This is a genomic window from Allobosea minatitlanensis, assembly GCF_964020775.1.
Window position 1 is genome coordinate 3,880,590 of sequence record NZ_OZ224509.1, and the last position, 22,411, is coordinate 3,903,000.

At 69.2% G+C, this 22,411-nt stretch carries 19 protein-coding genes; 8 read left to right on the top strand and 11 right to left on the bottom strand.

The features are described 5' to 3' along the window. Positions 1 to 37: 37 nt before the first annotated feature. The 3 genes from ACWH43_RS19135 to ACWH43_RS19145 all read right to left on the bottom strand — a co-directional run bounded on the left by ACWH43_RS19135 (position 38) and on the right by ACWH43_RS19145 (position 3,808). Positions 38 to 1,141, bottom strand: coding sequence for a substrate-binding domain-containing protein (locus ACWH43_RS19135; protein ID WP_158447991.1), 1,104 nt, complete (start codon positions 1,139 to 1,141; stop codon positions 38 to 40). Between the two features lie 61 nt (positions 1,142 to 1,202). Then, on the bottom strand, positions 1,203 to 2,258 hold the full coding sequence (locus ACWH43_RS19140) for an ABC transporter permease (RefSeq protein ID WP_158447990.1): 1,056 nt from the start codon (positions 2,256 to 2,258) through the stop codon (positions 1,203 to 1,205). Between the two features lie 23 nt (positions 2,259 to 2,281). After that, positions 2,282 to 3,808, bottom strand: a complete 1,527-nt coding sequence (locus ACWH43_RS19145; protein ID WP_158447989.1) for a sugar ABC transporter ATP-binding protein — start codon at positions 3,806 to 3,808, stop codon at positions 2,282 to 2,284. A gap of 97 nt (positions 3,809 to 3,905) precedes the next feature. Here ACWH43_RS19145 and ACWH43_RS19150 point away from each other — a divergent pair, with 97 nt between their 5' ends. Further along, positions 3,906 to 4,748, top strand: coding sequence for a helix-turn-helix transcriptional regulator (locus tag ACWH43_RS19150; RefSeq protein WP_158446917.1), 843 nt, complete (start codon positions 3,906 to 3,908; stop codon positions 4,746 to 4,748). 34 nt (positions 4,749 to 4,782) lie between these two features. On the opposite strand, the gene ACWH43_RS19155 is transcribed toward ACWH43_RS19150, so the two are convergent. The 5 genes from ACWH43_RS19155 to ACWH43_RS19175 form a co-directional block, all read right to left on the bottom strand. Further along, a complete protein-coding gene (locus tag ACWH43_RS19155) occupies positions 4,783 to 5,538 on the bottom strand; it encodes an iron ABC transporter ATP-binding protein (protein WP_260349279.1) in 756 nt (251 codons plus the stop codon). Beyond that, entirely contained in the window at positions 5,535 to 6,497 is a 963-nt protein-coding gene (locus ACWH43_RS19160; protein ID WP_260349280.1) for an iron chelate uptake ABC transporter family permease subunit, read from the bottom strand. Before ACWH43_RS19160 ends, ACWH43_RS19155 begins: the two co-directional genes overlap by 4 nt. Further along, a complete protein-coding gene (locus tag ACWH43_RS19165) occupies positions 6,487 to 7,443 on the bottom strand; it encodes an ABC transporter permease (RefSeq protein WP_158446919.1) in 957 nt (318 codons plus the stop codon). The genes ACWH43_RS19160 and ACWH43_RS19165 overlap by 11 nt, the downstream gene beginning before the upstream one ends. 63 nt (positions 7,444 to 7,506) lie before the next feature. After that, a complete protein-coding gene (locus ACWH43_RS19170) occupies positions 7,507 to 8,439 on the bottom strand; it encodes a siderophore ABC transporter substrate-binding protein (protein WP_158446926.1) in 933 nt (310 codons plus the stop codon). A gap of 83 nt (positions 8,440 to 8,522) precedes the next feature. Beyond that, the gene (locus tag ACWH43_RS19175; RefSeq protein WP_158446920.1) at positions 8,523 to 10,634 is read right to left on the bottom strand and encodes a TonB-dependent receptor domain-containing protein; all 2,112 of its coding nucleotides are present in this window, start codon (positions 10,632 to 10,634) and stop codon (positions 8,523 to 8,525) included. A 354-nt stretch (positions 10,635 to 10,988) separates the two neighbouring features. On the opposite strand from ACWH43_RS19175, the gene ACWH43_RS19180 reads away from it, so the two are divergent. Beyond that, complete coding sequence (locus tag ACWH43_RS19180; protein WP_158446921.1) at positions 10,989 to 12,407, top strand: LysR family transcriptional regulator; 1,419 nt, start codon at positions 10,989 to 10,991, stop codon at positions 12,405 to 12,407. A gap of 108 nt (positions 12,408 to 12,515) precedes the next feature. On the opposite strand, the gene ACWH43_RS19185 is transcribed toward ACWH43_RS19180, so the two are convergent. The 3 genes from ACWH43_RS19185 to ACWH43_RS19195 form a co-directional block, all read right to left on the bottom strand. Continuing rightward, the gene (locus ACWH43_RS19185) at positions 12,516 to 13,610 is read right to left on the bottom strand and encodes an ABC transporter ATP-binding protein (protein ID WP_158446922.1); all 1,095 of its coding nucleotides are present in this window, start codon (positions 13,608 to 13,610) and stop codon (positions 12,516 to 12,518) included. A 2-nt stretch (positions 13,611 to 13,612) separates the two neighbouring features. Then, positions 13,613 to 15,331, bottom strand: a complete 1,719-nt coding sequence (locus ACWH43_RS19190; protein WP_158446923.1) for an ABC transporter permease — start codon at positions 15,329 to 15,331, stop codon at positions 13,613 to 13,615. Between the two features lie 187 nt (positions 15,332 to 15,518). Beyond that, positions 15,519 to 16,847: an ABC transporter substrate-binding protein gene (locus ACWH43_RS19195; RefSeq protein WP_158446924.1), complete on the bottom strand. Its 1,329-nt coding sequence runs from the start codon at positions 16,845 to 16,847 to the stop codon at positions 15,519 to 15,521. Positions 16,848 to 17,114: 267 nt separating this feature from the next. Here ACWH43_RS19195 and ACWH43_RS19200 point away from each other — a divergent pair, with 267 nt between their 5' ends. From ACWH43_RS19200 to ACWH43_RS19225, 6 genes are all read left to right on the top strand, one after another. After that, a complete protein-coding gene (locus ACWH43_RS19200) occupies positions 17,115 to 17,897 on the top strand; it encodes a DeoR/GlpR family DNA-binding transcription regulator (RefSeq protein WP_260349281.1) in 783 nt (260 codons plus the stop codon). 123 nt (positions 17,898 to 18,020) lie between these two features. Further along, positions 18,021 to 19,004, top strand: a complete 984-nt coding sequence (gene phnD, locus ACWH43_RS19205; protein WP_158444037.1) for a phosphate/phosphite/phosphonate ABC transporter substrate-binding protein — start codon at positions 18,021 to 18,023, stop codon at positions 19,002 to 19,004. Between the two features lie 38 nt (positions 19,005 to 19,042). Next, complete coding sequence (phnC, locus tag ACWH43_RS19210) at positions 19,043 to 19,858, top strand: phosphonate ABC transporter ATP-binding protein (protein ID WP_158444048.1); 816 nt, start codon at positions 19,043 to 19,045, stop codon at positions 19,856 to 19,858. After that, the gene (gene phnE / locus ACWH43_RS19215) at positions 19,858 to 20,661 is read left to right on the top strand and encodes a phosphonate ABC transporter, permease protein PhnE (protein ID WP_260349282.1); all 804 of its coding nucleotides are present in this window, start codon (positions 19,858 to 19,860) and stop codon (positions 20,659 to 20,661) included. Before phnC ends, phnE (ACWH43_RS19215) begins: the two co-directional genes overlap by 1 nt. After that, positions 20,658 to 21,491, top strand: coding sequence for a phosphonate ABC transporter, permease protein PhnE (gene phnE / locus ACWH43_RS19220; RefSeq protein WP_158444039.1), 834 nt, complete (start codon positions 20,658 to 20,660; stop codon positions 21,489 to 21,491). Before phnE (ACWH43_RS19215) ends, phnE (ACWH43_RS19220) begins: the two co-directional genes overlap by 4 nt. Next, positions 21,469 to 22,371: a TIGR01459 family HAD-type hydrolase gene (locus ACWH43_RS19225; protein WP_158444040.1), complete on the top strand. Its 903-nt coding sequence runs from the start codon at positions 21,469 to 21,471 to the stop codon at positions 22,369 to 22,371. Before phnE (ACWH43_RS19220) ends, ACWH43_RS19225 begins: the two co-directional genes overlap by 23 nt. Positions 22,372 to 22,411 lie beyond the last annotated feature (40 nt).

Consider the following 22,411-nt stretch of genomic DNA (forward strand, 5'->3'; position numbering starts at 1 on the left):
GCCCGGGCCGGCACGCCGCCGGCCCGGGCGAGCGCTGCTACTGGCCGGCCCAGATCTTCTTGTAGATGGCGGCGTAATTGTTGTCGGGGTCGTAATTGTCCTTCGGCCCCCCGTCCGAGCCGATATTCGCGGCCGTGAAGAGATGGGCGGGGGCGACGAAGCCGCTGTCCTTCTGCTTGCTCAAGGCGCGGTTCGCCTCGTCGACGATCTGCCAGCCATGCAGCCGCAGCGGCTCGGCCACGGTCGCCTGCTGGTATTCCTTCTGCCGGATGCGCTGGAAGGCGGCGCCGCTGCCGTCCCCGGCCGAAACGGCGAGCGGCGCCCCGTCGCCGGGAATGCCGGCGGCGGCGAGGGACGGCGCCATGAAGTCGAAGGTCAGGTCGTTGATGCTGAGCGAATGCGTCCAGCTCTTGCCGTATTTCTGGAGGAGCGAGGTCGTCAGTTGCGGCATGCGGGTCGAGGATTCGGCCAGGGGGGTGTCGACGAATTCGAGCACCTTGCTGTCGCCGCACTCCTTGATCAGCGCCTCCATGGCGCGCGCCTTCCGGACCGCGATCTCATAGGTGCTGTCGGTGAAGATCACGACGCCGGCCTTGCCGTTCGTCTCGGCGCAGGGCAGCGAGGCCGCGGCGCGGGCGACCTCGAGCGGGTCGGTGGTGATGTTGGTGAACAGCGAGAGCTTGGGCGCGGGGCCCGAATGCGCCACCGCATGCCAGCCGATCAGAACGATGCCCTGCTTGGCCGCATCCTCCAGCGCGCTCGACTGCTCGGTGGCGTCGATGGCGCCGAGCACGATCACGTCGGGCTTGGTCGCGATCGCCTGGCTCATCGCGCTGGTGCGGCCGGAGACCGAGCCCTGGCCGTCGAGCAGGCGGTATTTCCAGCCGATCGCGTCGGCCGCCTCCTTGACGCTTTCGCCGACGCCGCGGGCGCCGCCATTGTTCTGGTCCGTGGAGATGTAGACGATCGTCTTGCCAGGCAGCGCCTTGGGGCCCGTCGTCGGGCCGGCCCAGGGCGCCGCCGGCGCCGACATCTTGGCCGCGAAGGCCCTGGCGTCCGAAACCGCGTCGGCGCGCGCGGCCGGGGCGAGCAGCAGGCTCGGCGCGATCACGAGCAGCAATTGCCAAATGCGTGTGCCCATTTCTTTCCTCCCTTGGTTGTGGCCGGCCGCGACGGCGATCGAGCGCCGGCGCGGAGGATGTTCAGGCGCCTTCGGCGCCGGTCGGCCTCGGCGGGGCCGGAGGCCGCAGGCGGCGCCGGCGCTGCGTGTAGCCGGCGATGCCGATCGCAACGAGCAGCGTCACGCCGTTGAACAGCGGCTCGACATAGAACTGGCCGCCGAACTGCTGGATGCCCGAGATGCCGACCGCCAGGATGCCGACCCCGACGACCGTGCCCCAGACATTGACCCGGCCGGGCCGGATCGTGGTCGAGCCGAGGAAGGCGCCGACCAGCGCCGGCAACAGGAATTCGAGGCCGACGCTCGCCTGGCCGATACGCAGCCGGGCGGCCAGGATCACGCCCGCGACGGCGCCGAGCAGGCCCGAGACGACGAAGGCGCCGATGACATAGCGCCGGGTCGGGATGCCGTTCAGCGCGGCGGCGCGCTGGTTGCCGCCGATGGCGTAGAGATAGCGGCCGACCGGGAGATATTCCGTCGCGATCCACAGGATCAGGCTGATCGCCAGGACGTAGAAGGCGGCGATGGGCAGGCCGAACAGTTGCGAGGTGTAGAGCGCGGTGAAATCGCGCGGGATCATGCCGATGACCTGGCGGCCGCCCGTGTACCAGAGCGCGGTGGCGTAGAGCACCGTGCCGGTGCCGAGCGTGGCGATGAAGCTGTCGATCTGCGCCATCTCGACCAGCAGGCCGTTGATCAGGCCGAGCAGGCAGCCGAGCAGGAGCACGATCACGATGGTGACGCGCCAGTCGAGGCCGAACTGCGTCTGCAGGGCGATGGCGAGAATGTGCCAGAGCACGATACCGTAGCCGACGGTGAGATCGATGCGGCCGGCCATCATCGGCACCATGGCGGCGAGCGAGAGGATGGCGATGATGGACTTGTCGGCCAGGATCGAGCGCAGGTTCAGCAGGGTCGGAAAGGTCTCGGGCAGCAGAATCGAGAACAGCGCGATCAGCGCGACCATCAGGATCGGCAGGCCGTAGACGGGAAGAAGGCGCAGGACGCGCTGGCCCGGGCCGAGACCTTCGAGGTCGAGCTCGGTCGGTTCGAGCGCTGCGGACTTGATGCTGGCCATATACGCTCCGTTGGTGGGTGCCCTCAGTGATGCCTGTGCGCTGCGCCCATGGCGGCGGCCCGCGTCAGCACCGCGACCGTGAGCTCGGCCATGGCGAGCTCCGCGACGATGGCGCCGTCCCGGAACACGAGCGCGCGATGGCAGATCGCCGCGACCTCCTCGAAATCGGTCGAGACCAGCAGGATCGCCTGGCCCCGGCCGAGCGCCTCGTGCAGCAGGCGGTAGATCTCGGCCTTGGCCCCGACATCCACCCCCGCCGTCGGGTCCTCGAGGATGAGCAGGTTCGGCCCGATGCGCATCCAGCGCGCCACCACCACCTTCTGCTGATTGCCGCCCGACAGCATCTCGATCGGCATGTCGGGATCGTTGGGATGCAGCCGCACCTGGTCGCCGAGGGCGACGGCCTCCAGGCGCTCGGCCGCCGGCGTCCGCAGGTCGAGCCCGCCGCGCCCGAGCGCGGCCGGGTTGATGAACAGATTCTCGCGGACGGTCAGCGGAGCGGCGACGCTTTCGGCCAGCCGGTCTCCGCCGACGAAGCCGAGGCCGCAGCGCATCGCGTCCTGGGGCGACCGCGCCGCGACGGGCCGCCCCTCCAGGGTGACCCTTCCGCTCATGGCGGCGGCGCCGGCCAATCCGCGGCCGACCAGCTCCTGCCCCGCCCCGCGCAGGCCCACCAGGGCGACGATCTCGCTGCGGCCGACCGAGAAGCTCAGCGGCGGCGAGCCGCCGCAGCGCAGATCCTCGCAGACCAGCATCGGCTGGGGCGGCGGCGGCTCGGAGCGGACGAAGACGCTGTCCGGCCGGCGCCCGACGATGGTCTCGATCAGGCTGTCGGGCTGCGCGTCGCAGACCGGCCTCTGATCGACCACCCGGCCGTCGCGCATCACGACGAGGCGGTCACAGACGGCGAAGACCTCGTCGAGGCGATGGGACACGTAGATCATCCCGACCCCGCGCGAGCGCAGCTTCCTCAGCACGCTGAACAGGGTCTCGACATCCCCCTGCGGCAGGCTCGCCGTCGGCTCGTCGAGCACGAGGACGCGCGCCCTGATCCCGACCGCGCGGGCGATGGCGACCAGCGACTTCTCCGTGCGCGACAGATCGCCGACCCGCTGCCGCGGGTCGATCCCGTCGGCGATCCCGGCCAGCGAGGCGCGCGCCTGCTCCTCGACCGCGCGCCAGTCCACCAGCCCCAGCCGCCGCGGATAGCCCTGCGCCATGGCGATGTTCTCTGCGACCGTCATCCAGTCGAGCAGGCCGAGATCCTGATGGATGAAGGCGATGCCGCCGGGCTCCGATCGCGGATCGTGGAGCGCCCCGGCCAGCCGGATCGCGCCGGCATCGGGCAGGTGCACGCCGGCCAGGATCTTGATGACGGTCGACTTGCCGGCGCCGTTCTGCCCGAGCAGCGCCAGGACCTCGCCGGCGCGCAGGTCGAACGAGACATCGCGCACCGCCTGCGTGCCGCCGAAGGATTTCGACAGGCCGGCAATCGACAGCAGCGGGCGTGCCCCCGATTCCTCGACGCCTTCTGGCGCAAACGCAGCCATCAAAGCCGTTTCCCCATGAGCGTCCTTGCGATCAGGAACGCTTCGTTCTAGGAGGGGGAGGCTGTCGTAAATTGAAAAAACTGGCAAGGAATTTTTCTTGAGCGTCAGCACACGCGACCGGCTGGAGCGATTGACGCGGCCTTTCGCGCCCGAAGCGTCGACGCGGCGCCTGATCGCCGCGGAGGACGCGGCGGCCCCCTATGCCGAAACGGTGACGGCGCAGCTCTGCGAGGCGTCTCCCGGCGACCGGATGCACAAGCTGATCCTGGTCGAGACCGGGCAGCTCGACGTCGAGGGCGCCGCGGGCGGCTGGCTGATCGTGGCCGGGCATCTGATCTTCGTACCGGCCGACCGCGCCTTCAGGATGCGTTCGGCGCCCGGCACGACGCTGCTGGTGGCGCATCTCGAGCCCGCGGACGCGGCCTGGATCCATCACGGCTGCTGGACGACGGCCGCGACGCCGCTGGCGCGGGAGATGCTGGCGCGGGCGGTGCGCTGGTCGCCGGCGCAGGTCGCGGACGGGGGGACCGCGCGGATGTTCTTCCGGACCCTGTCGGGTCTGTGCGCCGAGTGGTTCGCCAACAAGCGGATGCTGTGGCTGCCGGTGGTCCAGTCGGAGCCGATGCGCCGGGTCGCCCTGTATCTGCGCGATCATCTCGGCGACGCCTCGCTCGAAGGTGCCGCGGCCGCCTCGGGCCTGTCCGGCCGGACATTGCAGCGGCAGTGCCGGGCGGAACTCGGCATGTCCTGGCGGGACCTGCTGCGCGAGGCGCGGATGATGCGCGGACTCGAGCTGCTGGCGGGTCAGCGCATGCCCGTCAGCGCGGTGGCGCGGCAGATCGGCTTCGGGACGAGCGCGGCCTTCACGACGGCTTTCGCCAGGCGCTTCGAGATGACGCCGACCGAATACGTCGCGCGGCGCTGCCTGGCGGCCTGGTAGGCGCCGTGCCGCGTACGATATTCGGCCCGACGCTCTAATAGGGGATGGCGAGCATCCGATCGCCGATCCGCGCGACCTCGATCTCCATGTCGTAGATCGCCGCGAGCGCCTGCGAGGTCATGATCGCCTCCGGCGGGCCGGAGCGGACGATCCGGCCGTCGCGCATCGCCACGATCCGGTCGGCATAGGTCGCGGCCACGTTGATGTCGTGCAGCACGATCACGATCGTCTTGCCGAGCTCGTCGGCCATGCGGCGGACGAGCCGCATCATGTCGCGCGCATGCTTCATGTCGAGATTGTTCAGGGGCTCGTCGAGCAGCACATAGTCGGTGTCCTGGCACAGCACCGTGGCGACATGGGCGCGCTGGCGCTGGCCGCCGGAAAGCTCGTCGAGGAAGCGCTCCGCCAGGGCCTCGAGCCCGAGATAGGCGAGCGCGCGCTCGATATGCGCGGCGTCGTCGCGGGTGAGACGGCCCTTGGAGCTGGGGTAGCGGCCGAAGGCGACGAGATCGCGCACCGTCAGGCGCGACACGATGTGGTTGTCCTGCCGCAGGATGGAGAGCCGCCGCGCCAGCACGTCCCCGGGCGTGGTGGCGACGTCGAGCCCGTCCACCGCGATGCGCCCGGCGCTCGCCGAGACGAGCCGGCCGATCATCGTCAGCAGCGTGGACTTGCCGGCGCCGTTCGGGCCGACCACGGCGGTGATGCCGGCCCGGGGAAGGGTGATCGAGACGTCGTCGACCACGACGGTCTCGTCATAGCGTTTGCTGACGCCGCTGATCTCGATCACCGCAGGCCTCCGCGCAAGAGCAACAGGATGAAGACGATGCCGCCCGCGAACTCGATCACGATGCTGAGCGCGGTGTCGAAGCCGAAGGCGCGCTCGAGCGCCACCTGCCCGCCGACCAGGCAGATCCAGGCGATCAGCACCGCCGCCGGCAGGATCAGGACATGGCGGTGCGAGCGCACGAGCTGGTAGGCGAGATTGGAGACGAGAAGCCCGAGGAAGGTGACCGGCCCGACCAGCGCCGTCGAGACGCTGACCAGCACCGTGACCATCAGCAGCACGCGCGTGACGGTGGCGCGATGCGGGACGCCGAGCGAGATCGCGGCGTCGCGGCCGAGCGCCAGCACGTCGAAGACATGGCGCATCCGCCAGCCCGCGACCGACACCAGCAGCACGATCACGGCGGTGAGCCCGAGCAGGTCGCGATCGATGGTGTTGAAGCTGGCGAAGAAGCGGTCCTGCAGCACCACGAACTCGGTCGGGTCGATCATCCGCTGCAGCAGGTTCGAGAGGCTGCGGAAGAAGACCCCGAAGATCACCCCCGCCAGCAGCAGCAGATGCAGCCCGTGCCGCGCGCCGAGGAAGAGCCAGCGATAGAGCACGGCCGCGAAGCCGATCATGCTGGCCGCCTCGACCAGGAAGACCAGCCGCGCATCGACCGCGCCGAAGGCGGCGGCTCCGAACAGGAAGACGACCACGGTCTGGATCAGCACATAGAGCGCGTCCAGCCCCATGATCGAGGGCGTCAGGATGCGGTTGCCGCTGACGGTCTGGAACAGCACGGTCGAGACCGCGACGGCATAGCCGACGAGCAGCAGCGCGGCGAGCTTGGTCGCGCGCAGCGGCAGCACGAAGTCGAGCCGCCCGGTCAGGCCGATGGTCATGAAGCCCGCCGCCGCGGCCAGAGCCAGCAGGCCGAGCAGGATCAGCACGGCGCGCGGAGAAGGAGCCCTAACCCGCACGCGCGCCTCGCCGGAGCAGCAGGAACAGGAAGATCCCGCTGCCCAACACGCCCATCACCGTGCCGACGGGAATCTCGAAGGGATAGCGTAGCACCCGGCCGAGAATGTCGCAGGCGAGGACGAAGGCGGCGCCGAACAGCGCGACATAGGGCACCGAGCGGCGCATGTTGTCCCCCATGATCAGGCTGACGATGTTGGGCACGATCAGGCCGAGGAAGGGAATCATGCCGATGGTCGCGACCACCAGCGCCGTCACCATGGCGACGATGGAGAGGCCGAACGCCACGACGCGGCGATAGTCGATGCCGAGATTGGTGGCGAAGTCGCGCCCCATCCCGGCCGCGGTGAAGCGGTTCGCGGCGACGCAGGCGAGCCCGGTCAGCGCCAGCGCCAGCCACAGCATCTCGTAGCGGCCGCGCAGCACGGCCGAGAAATCCCCGGTCGTCCAGGCCCCCAGCGACTGCAGCAGATCGTAGCGATAGGCGATGAAGCTGGAGATCGCGCTGATCACCCCGCCGAGGATCAGCCCGACCAGCGGCACCACCAGCGGCGAGCGCAGCGGCACCCGCCGCAGCAGCGCCAGGAACAGGCAGGTGCCGGCGAGCGCGAAGGCGGACGCGACCAGCATCCGCAGCAGGACCGGCGCCCCGGGCGCGAGCAGCGTCACCGTCAGCATGCCGAGCCCGGCCGACTCCACCGTCCCGGCCGTCGAGGGCTCGGCGAAGCGGTTGCGGGCGATGAGCTGCATGATCATGCCGGCGACCGCCATCGAGGCGCCGGTGAGGATCAGCGCGAAGGTCCGCGGCAGCCGGCTGGCGAGCAGCAGCAGCCGGCCCTCGTCACCGCCGGCGAGCAGCTCGGCCGGCGACAGGCCGCCCGCTCCGATGAGCAGGCTCGTCGCGGCCAGGGCCAGGACGAACAGGGCCGAGATGGGAAGAAGCCGCATGCGGCGCAGGTAACGCGACGGCGGAGGTTTGGAAAGCCGCATGCGCTCGGTTTCGACGCTCCGTCAGTTCGCCCCGGCGAAAGCCTGGACGAGCTGGTCGACCGTGGCCTGCATCGCGGTCAGCCCGCCGCCGACCAGATACCAGTTGACCGGGTCGAGATAGACCACCTGCTTCTTCTTCCACGCCGTCGTCTGCGCGACCAGCTCGTTGTCGAGCAGCTTCGCCGCCGCGCCTTCCCGGCCGATCGCGGCGTCGCGGTCGATCACGAACAGCCAGTCCGGATTCGCCTTGCGGATGAACTCGAAGGAGACGGGCTGGCCGTGCCGCCCGACCTTGAGGTCGGTCACCGCCGGCGCCACGCCGAATTCATGCAGGAGGCCGAAGCGCGAGCCCGGGCCATAGGCGCTCATCTTGCCGCCGGTGGTGAGGACGAGCAGCCCCTTGCCGACCGACGGCGCCTTGGCCTTGAGCGCGTCGACAGAGCCCTGCAGCCGGTCGAGCCTCGCCTTGGCCTCGCCCTCCTTGCCGAAGATCCGGCCGAGCGTGGCGACGTTGCGCTGGACGCTGCCATAGGGGTCCTTGGCGTCGGAGGTGAGGTCGATGGTCGGCGCGAGCTTGGCGAGCTGCTCGTATTTGGCGCCGGAGCGGCCTCCGACGATGATGAGATCAGGCCCCACCGCGGCGACGGCCTCGTAGTTCGGCTCGAACAGGGTGCCGACCTTGGCGTAGCTGTCCGCGTCGTACTTCGCCAGATAGCGCGGGCGGTTGCCGCCCGGGACGCCGGCGACGGACACGCCGAGCGCGTCGAGCGTGTCGAGCGAGGCGAGATCGAAGACGATCACCTTCCGCGGCGTCGCGGGCAGCGTGGTCTCGCCCTTGGCGTGCGCGATCTTGATCGGCTCGGCGAGGGCCGGCGCGAGGCCGAGGCCGACGCCGAGCGAGAGTGCCGCCGCCCGTGAGGCGAACCATGAGGCGAAGCCCCGGCGCGAGATCATCATGAGGATAGCTCCCTGGGTTATGGAGGATGACGCAAGCGGCCGCCGCCGGCGGCGACGGCCGTGACGGGCCGGGTTCCGGCTCAGAAGGTGCCGTTCAGCCCGACATAGTAGCGACGGACTTCCTCGGTGTAGTTGCTGCCGGTCGAGACCTGCCTGTCGAAGAGGTTGAGCACGCCGGCCTTCAGCCTGAGATCGTCGCGGATCTGGTAGGTCGCCCCGAGATTGAAGATGGTATAGGGCTTGACCACCTGGGCCGTAAGCGTCTCCGACGTCGCGACATAATCGACCTGCTTGCCGAGATAGTTGGCCGACAGGTTCAGCCAGAGCTTCTCGGTCGCCTTCCAGCTCAGCTCGGAATAGACCGACAGCTCGGGAGAGGCGCTCAGCGGCTCCTTGGTCTCGAGATTCACCGCCTCGATCAGATAGGTGAAGTTGGTCGTCCAGGTCAGGCGCTCGTGCAGCGGCACGGTCAGATTGCCCTCGATGCCCTGCGTGCGGGCCCGGTCGACATTGACCTGCTGCACGTATTTCGTGCCGTTGGGCAGGATCAGCGAGGCGACCCGCGCCGAGGTGATCTTGTTCTGGATGTCGTTGTAGAAATAGGTCGCGCTCGCCTTCCAGCCATGGATGCCGAAGAGGGCGCCGTCGAAATAGGCGCCGACCTCGAAGGCGTCGAGGGTTTCCGGCTTGAGGTCGGGGTTGCCGACCATCTCGCAGGGCCCGCCGACCGCGCCGCAGCCGCGCCCGCGCGAGGTCGTCACCCAGTTCGGGTTGAGCTGGCGCAGATTGGGCGCCTTGAAGCCCGTCGACCAGCCGCCCTTGAAGGTCAGCGAATCCGTCGGATTGTAGACGAGGTAGAGCCTCGGCGAGGCGTGCTCGCCGAACTTCTCGTGGAAGTCGCCGCGCAGCCCCTGGGTGAAGATCAGCTTGTCGGTGAGGGTGGTGTTGTTCTCGACATAGAGCGCGTAATTGGTGAGGCTCGTGTCGGTGGTGCCCGTCGACTTGGTGACGGAGTTGGTCTTGCCGAGATTCTGCGGGTCGTCCAGCGTCTCGTGCTGCACAGTGCCGCCGACGGTCAGGTTGTGCCGGAAGAACAGGTCGAAGGGCCGGCTGAAGCGGCCTTCCAGCGTGTAGAGATTGGCGTCGATGCTGTTGTCGACCGGCAGCCCCGCCGTGACCGTGCGGCTGTGATTGGTGGCGAATTCGGCCGAGGCCGTCAGGGTCGAGGTGCCGAAGCCCCAATTGCCCTTATGCGAGAGCGAGACGGTCTCGCGGGTCATCCGCGAGGGGCCGCGCGACACGCCGCCCTCCAGTTCGTCCACTTCCCCGGTCGCCTTCTGCTCGCTGGCCGTGACCTCCAGATCCACCGTATGGTCGCTGTTCGGCGTCCAGCTCAGCATGGCGCTGCCGTCATAGTTGCGCAGCCCGTAGCGGCCGGTATTGAGCAGGTTGAGCCCGGGCTCGTCGTCGCCGCGCCTGGCATAGTTGCCGTAGATCCGCAGCGAGAGCGTGTCCGGGATCAGCGGCCCCGACAGGGTGAAGGCGGATTTGTCGCTGCGCCCGGCCTTGGCGTTGCCGGGAACCATGGTCTCGACCGAGACCGAGCCGCCCCAGCGGCTGCCCGGGCGCTTGGTGATGATGTTGACGACGCCGCCGAAGGCGTCCGAGCCGTAGAGCGTCGACATCGGTCCGCGCACCACCTCGATCCGCTCGATCGCCTCGACCGGGACCCAGTTGCTGTCGCCGTTGCCGTGGCGCAGATTCGTCAGCCCGGCATTGACGCGCTTGCCGTCGACCAGGATCAGCGTGTAGCCGGAGCCGAGCCCGCGGATGCTGATGCCGCGCTTGCCGTCGCTGCCGAAGCCCATATTGACGCCGGGCACCTCGCGCAGGATCTCGTCGACGTCGTTGACGGGGCGGCGCTGGATCTCCTGCTCGCCGATCACCGAGACGCTCGCCGGCGCATCGCGGACCGTATACTGGGTCGAGGAAGCGGTGACCGTGATCGTATCGAGGTCGAGATCGGCCCCGCTCGCGGCCTGGCCCTGCTGGGCCGCCGCCGCTTCCGGCAGGGCGGCCGCCAATGCGAGGGCCAGCAGCGAGATCCCGCCCTTCAGTGCCCACCCGCCGCCGGAAGCCTTCCCGCTCCCGCATTCCGCTCCCGGCCCGGCCGCCTCGGCTTGCCCCAACATGCCCTTCTCCTTCGCCCACTGATTGTCTTGCAGCCTGCCACGCCTCGTCCTCCGCGCCGTTGAAGGCATATCGAGCAAGACAAAGCGAAACCGCAGGTGTAAGTGACGGATGAAGGCGCTACCGTTCAGAGCAACCGCAAGCAATGATAAATTATGGAACTCTCTTTGTAATCATTCTCCCGACGAAGACCTTTCGGCAAAACCGCCCATAATCTCAAGGAGAACGCTGTTTGTAACGATTCTATATTTCATCACGCGCAACAAGCTCACGAGAAATTGCCTTGAGATGTTGCGGAAAGAACACTTTCCCTGTCATCCTCCCGTTATCCTCTCCGCTCCTTCATCCGTCAGGCCATGTCGCGCCCCACCTCCGCCCCCACCGACCTCAACCTGCTGGCGACGCTCGACATCCTGCTGGAGGAGGGCAGCGTCGGGGGGGCGGCGCAGCGGCTCGGGCTGAGCCCCTCCGCGGTCAGCCGGGCGCTGGCGCAGCTCCGCATGGCGACAGGCGACGCGATCTTCACCCGCAGCGCCGGGCAGAGGATGGTGCCGACCGTCAGGGCCCAGGCCATGCGCGAGCCCGTCAGGGAGGTGCTCTCCCGGGCGCGCGCCCTGCTCTCCCCCGAGCAGGAGGCCGCGGAGGAGCAGCCGCTCCCGCTCAAGGACGAGATCCGGCCGGAACCCTGGCGCAGCGCCTTCTCCCCCGATGCCGGCAGGCCGGCGGACGCGGTCTCCCGCTTCATGGGCTATGTGCGCGCCACCGGCGCCGGAGCGGGCGCCCGTAGCCTGACCCTGGACGAGGCCGACGACGCCTTCTCGGCCATCCTGGCCGAATCCGTCCACCCCGAGCAGGTCGGGGCGCTGGTGATCGCGCTGCATCGGCGCGGCGAGACCGCGAGCGAGCTCGGCGGCTTCATCAGGGCGGCCCGCAGGATCGTGCCCCCGGCGCCGCCCCTCGACGCCGGCGCGGCGCTCGACTGGCCGGTCTACATCTCGCCGCGCGGCCGGCACCCGTTCTGGTTCCTTCAGGCGGCGGCGCTGGTCGCGCGGGCCGGCCACCCCGTCATCCTGCACGGGCATAGCGGCTCGACCGGCGGCAATGGCGATCTCCTGGCCCTGCACTGCCGGGCGCTCGGCATCCGGGTCGCGAGTTCCCTGGCCGCCGCGAAGCGGGGGCTCGGCAAGCACGGCATCGTCTATCTGCCGCTCGCCGCCTTCGCCGCGCCGGTCATCGGCCTGCTGCGGCTGCGGCGGCTATTCGGCTTGCACACCCTCGCCAATATGGGCGTCCGCCATCTCAATCCGCTGCGCGCGCCGGCAAGCCTGATCGGCGCCCACCGGCCGTCCTACCCCGGAATCCATGCCGACGCGCTCAGGCTTCTCGGCGAGGGCGAGGCCCTGATCGGCCATGGCGGGCGCGGCGTGTTCGAGCTCGGCCCGAGCAAGGGCCGGGGCCTCCAGCGCTTCGCGGAGGGCGACGTCGCCGAGATCGAGCTTGCACCCTCGCCGCGCGACAATCTGCGCCGCGGGGCGCGGCCGACGACCTTCGATCACTGGCTGAAGGTCTGGCGCGGACAGGCCGAGGATCCCCAGGCCACGCACGAGATCCTGGAGATGGCGGCCGTCGCGCTGATGATGGCGACGCGCAGCCCCGCTTCGGAATTCCGCGCCCTGCGGGAGCAGGCCGCCCTTTGCTGGGGCGACCGACAGCAGCAGGCGCCGGCGGCTGCGCGGGTGCGCACCGCCGCGAGCAGGCGCAGGACCACGCCCTGACGAGGCGCCGGCCCCGGCGCCTTCCGGATAGCGCGAGCCGGCGATCTTCGCGCTCCATTTCGTGCAGCGGCGCTTCCCCGCCACCGATCGCAGGCCGGAGCCACGGGATCAGCGCTCCATCCAGCACAGGGCGGGCGCCGCCAGCCTCAGCCCGACCGGCGTCCCCACCGCATAGAGGTCGCGCCCGGACCGGAACGGCACGTCGACGGCGATCTCGGCGCCGCCGACCGCCACGCCGTAGCGGATCGTCGCCCCGAGGAATTCGTAGCGCGCGACGGTGGCCGGCAGCACGGGAGCCTCGCCGGCGACCGCACCCGCCGGCTCCAGCGCCGCATGCTGGGGCCGGAAGAGCAGCTTCGGCTGCGCCGGCAGGACGGCCCCGGCCGGGACGGGCAGGCTGAGCCCGTCGCCGAGCACGAAGGCGCGTTCGCCGCCGCTGCCGACGAGCCTGCCGTCGAGGATATTGGCGGTGCCCAGGAAATTCGCGACGAAGAGATTGGCGGGCCGCTCATAGAGCTCCATCGGCGTGCCGACCTGCTGGACCGTGCCGTCGTTCATCACCGCGATCCGGTCGCAGATCGTGTTCGCCTCCTCCTGGTCATGGGTGACGAAGATCGTGGTCAGGCCGAGGCGCTGCTGCAGGTCGCGCAATTCGCGGCGCACCTGCACGCGCATCTTGGCGTCGAGATTGGAGAGCGGCTCGTCGAGGAGCAGCACCTTCGGCTCGACCGCGATGGTGCGCGCCACCGCGACGCGCTGCTGCTGGCCGCCGGAGAGCTGCGAGGGCCGGCGGCCGGCGAGATGGGCAAGGCCGACCATCGCCAGCGCCTCCTCGACCCGCCGCGCGATCTCCGCCCGGGGAACGCCCTTCTCCTCCAGCCCGAAGGCGACATTGGCGGCGACCGTCATATGCGGCCAGAGCGCGTAGGACTGGAAGACCATGCCGACATCGCGCTTCCAGGGCGGCAGGCGGGAGATGTCGCTGCCGCCGATCAGGACGCGGCCCGTATCGGCCTGGTTGAAGCCGGCGATCAGCCGGAGCAGCGTGGTCTTGCCGCAGCCGGAGGGGCCGAGAAAGGCGAAGAACTCGCCGGGGCTGATCGCCAGGCTGACATCCTTCAGCACATGGTTGTCGCCATAGGAGAGGTTGACGCCCTCGATCTCGACCGAGACGGCGGGCGTGGCGCGGAAAGCGGCGTTCATGGTCAATGGCCCAGTCCCTTGGCTTTCTGGCCGCGTTCGATGACGAGATGCGAGAGATAGGTGCAGAGCGCGACCAGCAGCACCGCGACCACGCCCAGCGCCGCGCCCGGCCCCCGCCCCGCGGCCGATTGCATGAAGACGTAGAGCCCATAGGCGAGCGGCGCGTCGGAATTGGACTGCACCAGCATCAGCGTCGCGGAAAGCTCGACCGCCGCCGTCGCGAAACTGGTGACGAAGCCGGCGAGGATGCCGCCCGCCATCAGCGGCACCACGACCCGGCGGACCGTGCGCGCCTTGGTGGCGCCGAGATTCTCCGCCGCCTCCTCGAGCGAGACCGAGATCTGCTGGAGCGCGGCATGGCAGGCGCGCAGCGCATAGGGCAGCCGCCGGATCGCCAGCGCCAGCACGATGGTGATCCAGAGCGCCGCGAGCGGCGTGCCGTCCGGCAGGGTGATGCCGTAGAAGCTGCGCAGATAGCCGATGCCGAGCACGACGCCCGGGATGGCGAGCGCCGCCGAGGCGGCCCAGTCCAGCCATTCGCGCCCGACGAGCCTGGTGCGCAGCACGAGATAAGCGATGGCGATGCCGAGCACCACGTCGATGCCGCCGGCCAGCGTCGCATAGATCAGCGTGTTCTTGATGTAGAGCGAGCTCTCGCCGAAGACGCGCGCGTAATGCGCCACCGTATAGCCGTCCGGCAGGGGCGAGAACGACCAGACCGTGGCGAAGGAGAGCAGCAGCAGCCCCAGATGCGGCGCCAGCACCAGCGCCAGGATCAGCAGCACGACGCCATAGCCGAGCACGGCCTCGCCCGGCCGCATCCGCCGCCTCGCGAGCCCGCCGCCGCCGCGCTGCGTCGTGGCATAGTCGCGCCCCTTCAGCGCCGCCGCCGAGAGCCACATCGCCAGCACCGAAGCGGCGATCAGCACGACCGAGATGACGTAGCCCATCGGATCGGCGATGCCGATCGAGGTGACGCGCAGATAGGCCTGCGGCGCCAGCATGTCCTTGACGTTGAGGAGCAGCGGCGTGGCGAGGTCGTCGAAGACCTTGACGAAGACGAGCGAGGCGCCGGCGAGATAGCCCGGCAGCGCCAGCGGGAAGACGATGCGGCGGAACAGCCTGAAGCCGGAGCAGCCGAGATTCTGCGCGGCCTCCTCCATCGCGCGGTCGATATTGCGCAGCGCCGCCGAGAGGTTGATCAGGATGAACGGAAAATAATGGATAGACTGGACCAGGACGACGCCGTTCAGCCCTTCCATGAAGCCGATCTTGAAGCCGAACCAGTCGTCGAGCAGCAGGTTGACCGAGCCGTTGCGGCCGAAGAAGAGCTGCATCGCCACCGCGCCGACGAAGGGCGGCATGATCAGCGGCAGGAAGCCGAGCGTCTGCACGATCGCCGCGCCGCGAAATTCGAAGCGCGTCGTCAGATAGGCCAGCGGCAGCGCGAAGACCGAGGCCCAGACCACCGACATCGCCGAGACGTAGAAGGAATTCCACAGCGAGCGCATGAACAGCTCGGTGCGGACGAAGTCGTAGAAATTGATCAGGGTGAAGCTGCCCGTCCCCTTCTCGGTGAAGGCTGCATGGAGCACGGTGCCGACCGGCAGCACGAGGAAGAGCAGCAGGAAGGCCGCGATCGCCAGCGCCAGCACGATCTGGCCGGGCGTGGCCGAGAGGCGGCGGGCGCGGGGTGCGGCGGTTGTGGGAACGGCGGTCATGGCGTCGTCGAGCCCATGGTCATCCCGCACGCTGCAGCACATCGTGCTGCTGCGCAGATGCGAGACCGTCGGCAGGAAAGGGCGCCTTCGCGTCGCGCACGCAGGAAAGCGGCGCCCGCTCGGCGCGCGGTCCCGTGTCTGCGCAGCGGCATCGCATGCCGCAGCGCGCACGGGATGACGCGCTTCATCAGCGCGCCGCCTTCAGCGCTTCCTCCGCCTTGGACTTAGCCTTGGCGTAATGCTCGCGGGCGAAGTTCGCCCACTGGCTTTCGAGCTCGGCCTGCCGGGCGCCCTTCTGCTTGCCGCCGGTGAAGGCACCCTTGACCTCGGCGCTCGACGCCTGCGCCTCGGAGACCGGCATGGCCGCGATCAGGTCGCGGGCCTCGTCGGCCAGCGCCTTGGCCTGCGGGTTCGGCTTCCTGGCGAGCGCGGCGTCGACCTCGTGCAGGGCCTTGGTCACGCCCTTCAGCGCATCGAGCTGGAAGGAGATGAGCTGGTCGAACAGCGTGTCGACGGCGGCGGTGCGGCCTTCCGACTTGTCGACGTCGAAGCCGATCATCTTCTGGAAGCGCGGATCGGTGAAGGGGTTCGGATAGTCGGGGCCGGCCTTGGCATAGACCGCCGGGTTGATCGGCAGGCGCCGGATGCTCGGCTCGAGCAGAACCTCCTGTCCGGCCGGCGAGAGCAGGAATTCGACGAAGGCCTCGGCACCGGCCTTGTTCGGCGCATTTGCGACGATGCCGACATTGGCCGGCACCACCGTCGTCACGGTCGGATAGACGAACTTGACTGGGAAGCCGGAGGCCTGCGCCGAGAAGGCGAAGAAGTCGATGACGATGCCGTAGCCGACCTGCCCGGAATTCACCGCCTCCGGCACGCCGAAGGAGCGCTCGGTGATGGAATTGAAGTTCCCGGCCATCGCCTTGATCGTGCGCCAGCCCTTGTCCCAGCCCTCGCCCTGCAGGATCGTCTCGATCGTCAGATGGGTCGTGCCCGAGCGGGCGGGCGAGGCGATCGAGACATGGTCGTAGAAGACTGGCCTGGCGAGGTCCTCCCAATCCTTCGGCTCGGGCAGCTTGTTCGCCTTGGCATAGCGCTCGTTCCACATGATGCCGTAGCCGGAGGCGGCGAAGCCGAAATAATAGCCCTGCGGATCGTTGATCGGATAGGAGCCGATCTTCTCGGGAATGCCGGTGGCCTTCGGCTTGTACTGCATCAGGAGCTGCTTGCCCTTCAGCACCTCGAAGGCGTCGGGCGCCGAGGCCCAGAACAGGTCGACCTGGTTGTTGGCCTTGGTCTCCTCCAGGAATTTGACGCCGGCATTGGTGTTGCGGTTCTGAACCTCCAGCGAAACGCCGGGCACCGCCTTCTCGAAGGCTTTCTTGATCGGGTCGGTCACGTCCTTGGAGAACGAGGTCACGACGGTGACCTTGCCGGACGGCGCCTGCGCCGAGGCGCTCGAAACGGCCGCGACAAGGCCGAAAGTGGCCGCAAGAACCGCTCTACGGGTAAACATCCTGAACCCCTCCCTTTGCCGGGCCCTCCGCCGCCCCGATCGGCGGCGAAGGCCCATGGGCTGCCGTTGCCGCAGCTTCCGTCACAAAGCTGTCATGGAACGAGGCCACCTGTCACCCTCGTCTGTGGAAGAATTCCTCCAACCCCGGCAAAGGCCCCGGGCCGGCAACCCGAGCCCGCGCCGCCGCGCCAGGCGCAAAGGGCGCGGTTTGACATCGGGCGCCGTCATGCGAGCCTCCCGCGCCCCTGCCCGCGACCAGCCGAAACGATGAGCCCCGTTCCCCCCGCCCCCGCCACCCTGACGCCCCGGCAGCGCGAGATCCTGAGGCTCGTGCAGGAACTCGGCTTCACCACGATCGAGACCCTGGCCGAGCGCTTCGGAGTGTCCGCGCAGACGGTGCGGCGCGAGATCATCCGCCTCCAGGCCGGCAATTTCCTGCAGCGCTTCCATGGCGGGGCGGGCCTCGCCTCCGGCGGCATCCGCTCGGCCTATGCGCAGAAGCTGACGGTCGCGCCCGAGGGCAAGCAGCGCATCGGCCGCGCCGTCGCCGAGCTCGTTCCCCCCGGCGCCTCGGTCTTCCTCGATGTCGGCACCACGGTCGAGGCCGTCGCCCGGGCCCTGCTCGACAAGCCGGGGCTGCGCGTGGTCACGGCCAGCGTCGCCGTCGCCCAGATCTTCTGCAATGCCGGGATCTTCGACATCGTGGTCACGGGCGGCACGACGCGCGGCGCCAACGGCTCGCTGGTCGGGCAGGCGGCGGTCGCCAGCATCCTGAACTTCCGCTTCGACTGCGCCGTCCTCGGCCTCGGCGGCTTCGACGAGGACGGCGCGCCGATGGATTTCGACCTGGAGAAGATCGCCGTCCGCCAGGCCGCGATCGGCCGGGCGGGCCGGGCGATCTTCGTCGCCGACCGCAGCAAGTTCGACCAGGTCGGAACGGCCCGGATCGCCACGCCGGGGCCCGGCACGCTCGTCGTCATCGATGCCGAGCCGCCCCGGTCGCTGGCCGCGGCCTGGCGCAAGGGCGCGACCCGCTGGCGCGTGGCGTAACGGCGCTCATTCCGGCGGTCCCGACCCCCGGGAGCCCTTGCACGCCTGAGCGATTTTGATCAGGATGGAAGAAATCTTACACGAGCGCCGTCACAAAGGGCGCCGGGTTCCAGGGAGGTCGCCATGTCGCGCGCGAAACTCGCGTCCATCTGTCTGCTTGCCTTCGGCCTCGCCGGCCCGGCCCTGGCGGACGACTGCCCGAATCGCGGCACCCTCGACGCGCGCTATTGCGACGCCAACCGCGACCTCCTCGCCGACACGCCGACCGACCCGGCGAAGCAGAAGGACCCGGACACGCTGATCTTCTCCTACACGCCGGTCGAGGACCCGGCCGTCTACGAGAACGTCTTCGCCGAGTTCCTGACCCATCTGGCGAAGGTCACCGGCAAGAAGGTCAAATGGTTCGGCGCCGAATCCTATGCGGCGCAGGTCGAGGCGCTGCGCTCCGGCCGGCTGCACATCGCCGGCGTCGCCAGCGGGCCGACGCCCTTCGCGGTCAATCTCGCGGGCTTCGTCCCGATCGTCGCCATGGCCAAGAAGGACAATTCGATCGGCTACACGCTGCAGCTCATCGTGCCGAAGGACTCGCCGATCAAGAGCATCGCCGACCTCAAGGGCAAGCGCGTCGCCCATGTCGCGCCCTCCTCCAATTCCGGCGACACCGCGCCGCGCATCCTGTTCAAGGAGAAGGGCGTCGAGCCGGGCAAGGATTACGAGGTGCTCTATTCCGGCAAGCACGACAACTCGATCATGGGCGTGGTCAACGAGGACTACGACGCCGCCCCGGTGGCCTCGAGCGTGGTCGAGCGCATGGCCGATCGCGGCATGTTCAAGCGCGACGACATCCGCATCGTCTACGAATCCAGCCCCTTCCCGCGCACGGCCTTCGGCATCGCCTACGACCTCAAGCCGGAGCTGCAGGCCAAGATCAAGGAAGCCTTCCTGACCTTCGACTTCGTGAATTCCGCCCTCGGCAAGGAATTCAAGGACACCAAGGGCTTCAAGGAGCTGAACTACAAGGACGCGTGGGGCGACATCATCCTGATCCAGAGCAACAGCGGCATCACCTATACCCAGGACGGCCTCTCGAAGCTGAAGGGCGACTGATGGCCGCAGAGGTTCAGGCCGCGGGCAGGCCCCGGCCGCTGCTCGCCGTCGAAGGGCTGGCCAAGGTCTATCCGACGGGCAAGAAGGCGCTGGGCGGCGTCGACATCGTCATCGACCGGCCGCAGCTCGTCGCGGTGATCGGCTCCTCCGGCGCCGGCAAGAGCACCTTCATCCGCTGCATCAACCGGCTGGTCGAGCCGACGGCCGGCCGCGTCCTGCTGAACGGGCAGGACATCGTCGCGCTCGACCGCAAGGGCCTGCGCGCGGCGCGCCGCCGCATCGGCATGATCTTCCAGGAATACAATCTGGTCGAGCGGCTCTCCGTGATGCAGAACGTGCTCTCGGGGCGGCTCGGCTATGTCGGGCTTCTCGCGGCGCTGCGCTATCGCTTCCCGCCGCAGGACATCCAGGCCGCCTTCGCCCTGCTCGACCGGGTCGGGCTCGCCGGCTATCACGACCGGCGCGCCGACGCGCTCTCGGGCGGCCAGCGCCAGCGCGTCGGCATCGCGCGCGCCCTGATGCAGCGGCCGGACCTGCTCCTGCTCGACGAGCCGACGGCGAGCCTTGACCCAAAAACCTCTCGCCAGATCATGCGGCTGGTGCGCGAGCTGGTCGCCGAGCGCCAGACGCCGGCGATCATCAACATCCACGACGTCGCGCTGGCCCGCGCCTATGCCGACCGTATCATCGGCATGAAGGACGGGCTGATCGTCTTCGACGCCGAGGCCGGCTCCCTGACCGAGGCGGCGCTGACGCAGATCTATGGCGAGGAGGACTGGTCGAGCCCGCAGGAAGAGGACGAGGACATCCCGGCGGGAGCGGCCGCCATGGCCTCGCTCGGCATGACCTCATGATGGCGGCGACCGCCTCCTATCCGAGACGCTGGCGCGCACCGGGCCTGTTCGGCAGCCCCGGCCGGCGTCTCGCCTTCTGGGCCGTCGTCCTGGCCTATTTGGCCTGGTCGCTCTCGACGCTCAATATCGACACTGCGCGCGTCCTCGCCGGGCTGCCGCGCGCCTGGACCATTCTCGAACGCATGGTCCCGCCGGATTTCTCGCGCTGGCACCTGCTGCTGACCGGCATGGCCGAGAGCATCCAGATCGCCATCGCCGCGACGATCGCCGGCGCCGTCTTCTCGGTGCCGCTCGGCATTGCCGCGGCGGCCAACCTGTCGCCGCGCCCGCTCTATCTCGCGGCCCGCGCCTTCATCGTGGTCGGCCGGACCTTCCACGAGGTCATCATCGCGATCTTCTTCGTCAAGCTCTTCGGCTTCGGGCCGGTCGCCGGCCTGCTGACGCTCGCCTTCTCCTCGGCGATCTTCCTCGGCAAGATGCTGGCCGAGGACATCGAGAACATGAAGCCCGGCCCGGTCGAGGCGATCCGCGCCACGGGGGCGAGCTTCGGCCAGACCTTCTTCTACGCCGTCGTGCCGCAGGTGCTGGTCAAGACGCTCGGCGTGCTGATCTACCGGCTCGATTCGAATCTGCGCCATTCGACGGTGATCGGCATCGTCGGCGCCGGCGGCATCGGCCAGACCCTGTCGGCCTCCTTCACACGCTACGATTTCGACTTCGCCAGCGCGATCCTGCTCACCATCGCCGCGATGGTCGCCTTCGGCGAATGGTTCAGCGACTGGGCCAGGCGGAGGCTGAGATGACGGCCCATCAGCAGCCGCCGCGCGGCACCGCACCCGCCCGCACCTATCCGGACCGCTGGGAGCGCTATTCGCCGCGCGAGCGCATCGTCCACTGGCTCTGGCTCGGCGGCATCGCGCTCGCCGCCGCCTGGTCGGTCTCGGCGCTCGACATCGAATGGGCCTTCTTCGCCGATGCGCATGAGCAGGCGGTCGACCTGGTCGAGCGGATGTGGCCGCCGCGCTGGTCCTATCTGCCCCGCATCGTCCAGCCGCTGATCGAGACGCTGCACATCGCCACGCTCGGCACGATGATCGCGGTCGTCTTCGCCCTGCCGGTCGCCTTCCTGGCGGCGCGCAACACCACCTGGAACCAGGGCACCTGGCTGATCGGCCGCGCCATGCTGGTGCTCTCGCGCTCGATCAACACGGTGATCTGGGGCCTGGTCTTTGTCGCGATCTTCGGCCCCGGCCCCGTCGCCGGCATCTGCGCGGTGGCGGCCCGCTCGGTCGGCTTCATCGCCAAGCTCGTGGCCGAAGCGATCGAGGAGGTCGATGCCGGGCAGGTCGAGGCGGTGGAATCGACCGGCGCCACCACCCTGCAGGTCTATGGCGTCGCCATCCTGCCGCAGATCCTGCCGGTCCTGATCGGCACCACGATCTATCGCTGGGACATCAATGTCCGCGAATCGAGCGTGCTCGGCTTCGTCGGTGCCGGCGGCATCGGCCTGCTGCTCTACGCCTCGATCAACCAGTTCGCATGGTCGCAGGCGCTCGTCATCCTGATCGCCATCCTCGGCATCGTCATCGTCAGCGAGGCGCTCTCCGCCTATGTCCGCTCCCGCATCGTCTGAGCTCCGGGCCGAGACCCTGTTTCCCGTCGGCGTGGCCGCGCTGGCGAAGCGCTATGACGGCTTCCTGCTCGACCAGTGGGGCGTGCTGCACGACGGCACCACCGCCTATCCCGGCGCCGTCGACTGCCTGGAGCGCCTGCGCGCCGCCGACAAGACGATCATCATCCTGTCCAATTCGGGCCGGCGCGGCCGCGAGAACGAGGCGGTGCTCGCCGGCATGGGCTTCGGCCGCGAGCTCTACCACCACATCGTCTCGGCCGGCGACGACGCGCATGAGGCGCTGCTCCGGCGCGACGAGCCCGCCTATCGCGACCTCGGCGAGCGCTGCCTGCTGATCGCGCGGCCCGGCGAGGAATATCTCGCCGACGGCCTCGGCTTCAGCCTGACCGCCGATCCGGACCAGGCCGATTTCATCCTGAACCTGACCTTTGACCCGGAAAGGCAGCCGCTGCCGGGCTGGAGGCCCCTGCTGGAGCGCGGCGCGGCGCGGGGGATCCCGATGATCTGCGGCAATCCCGATCGCCATCGCGTGCACGCCAGCGGCCGGCTCCACGAGGCGCCGGGGCTGCTCGCCCTCGCCTATGAGGAGCTCGGCGGGCAGGTGCATTATCACGGCAAGCCCTATCCGCGAATCTACCGGAGCTGCTTCGGCATCATGGGGCTGCCGCCGGAGAAGGTCCTGGCCGTCGGCGATTCGCTCGCCCACGATGTCGCCGGCGCCGCCAATGCCGGCATCGGCGCCTGCTTCATCGCGGGCGGCATCCACAAGGACGAGCTGGTCTGGCCGGACGGGGACGCCCCCGAGGCGGAAAGCTGCTTCGCCCTGTTCGCCCGCGACGACCAGCATCCGCGCTACTGCATCCCGCGCTTCGCCTGGTGAACCGGCCCGCCGCGCCGGCGGCGCAGCCGCGGCGCGGCAG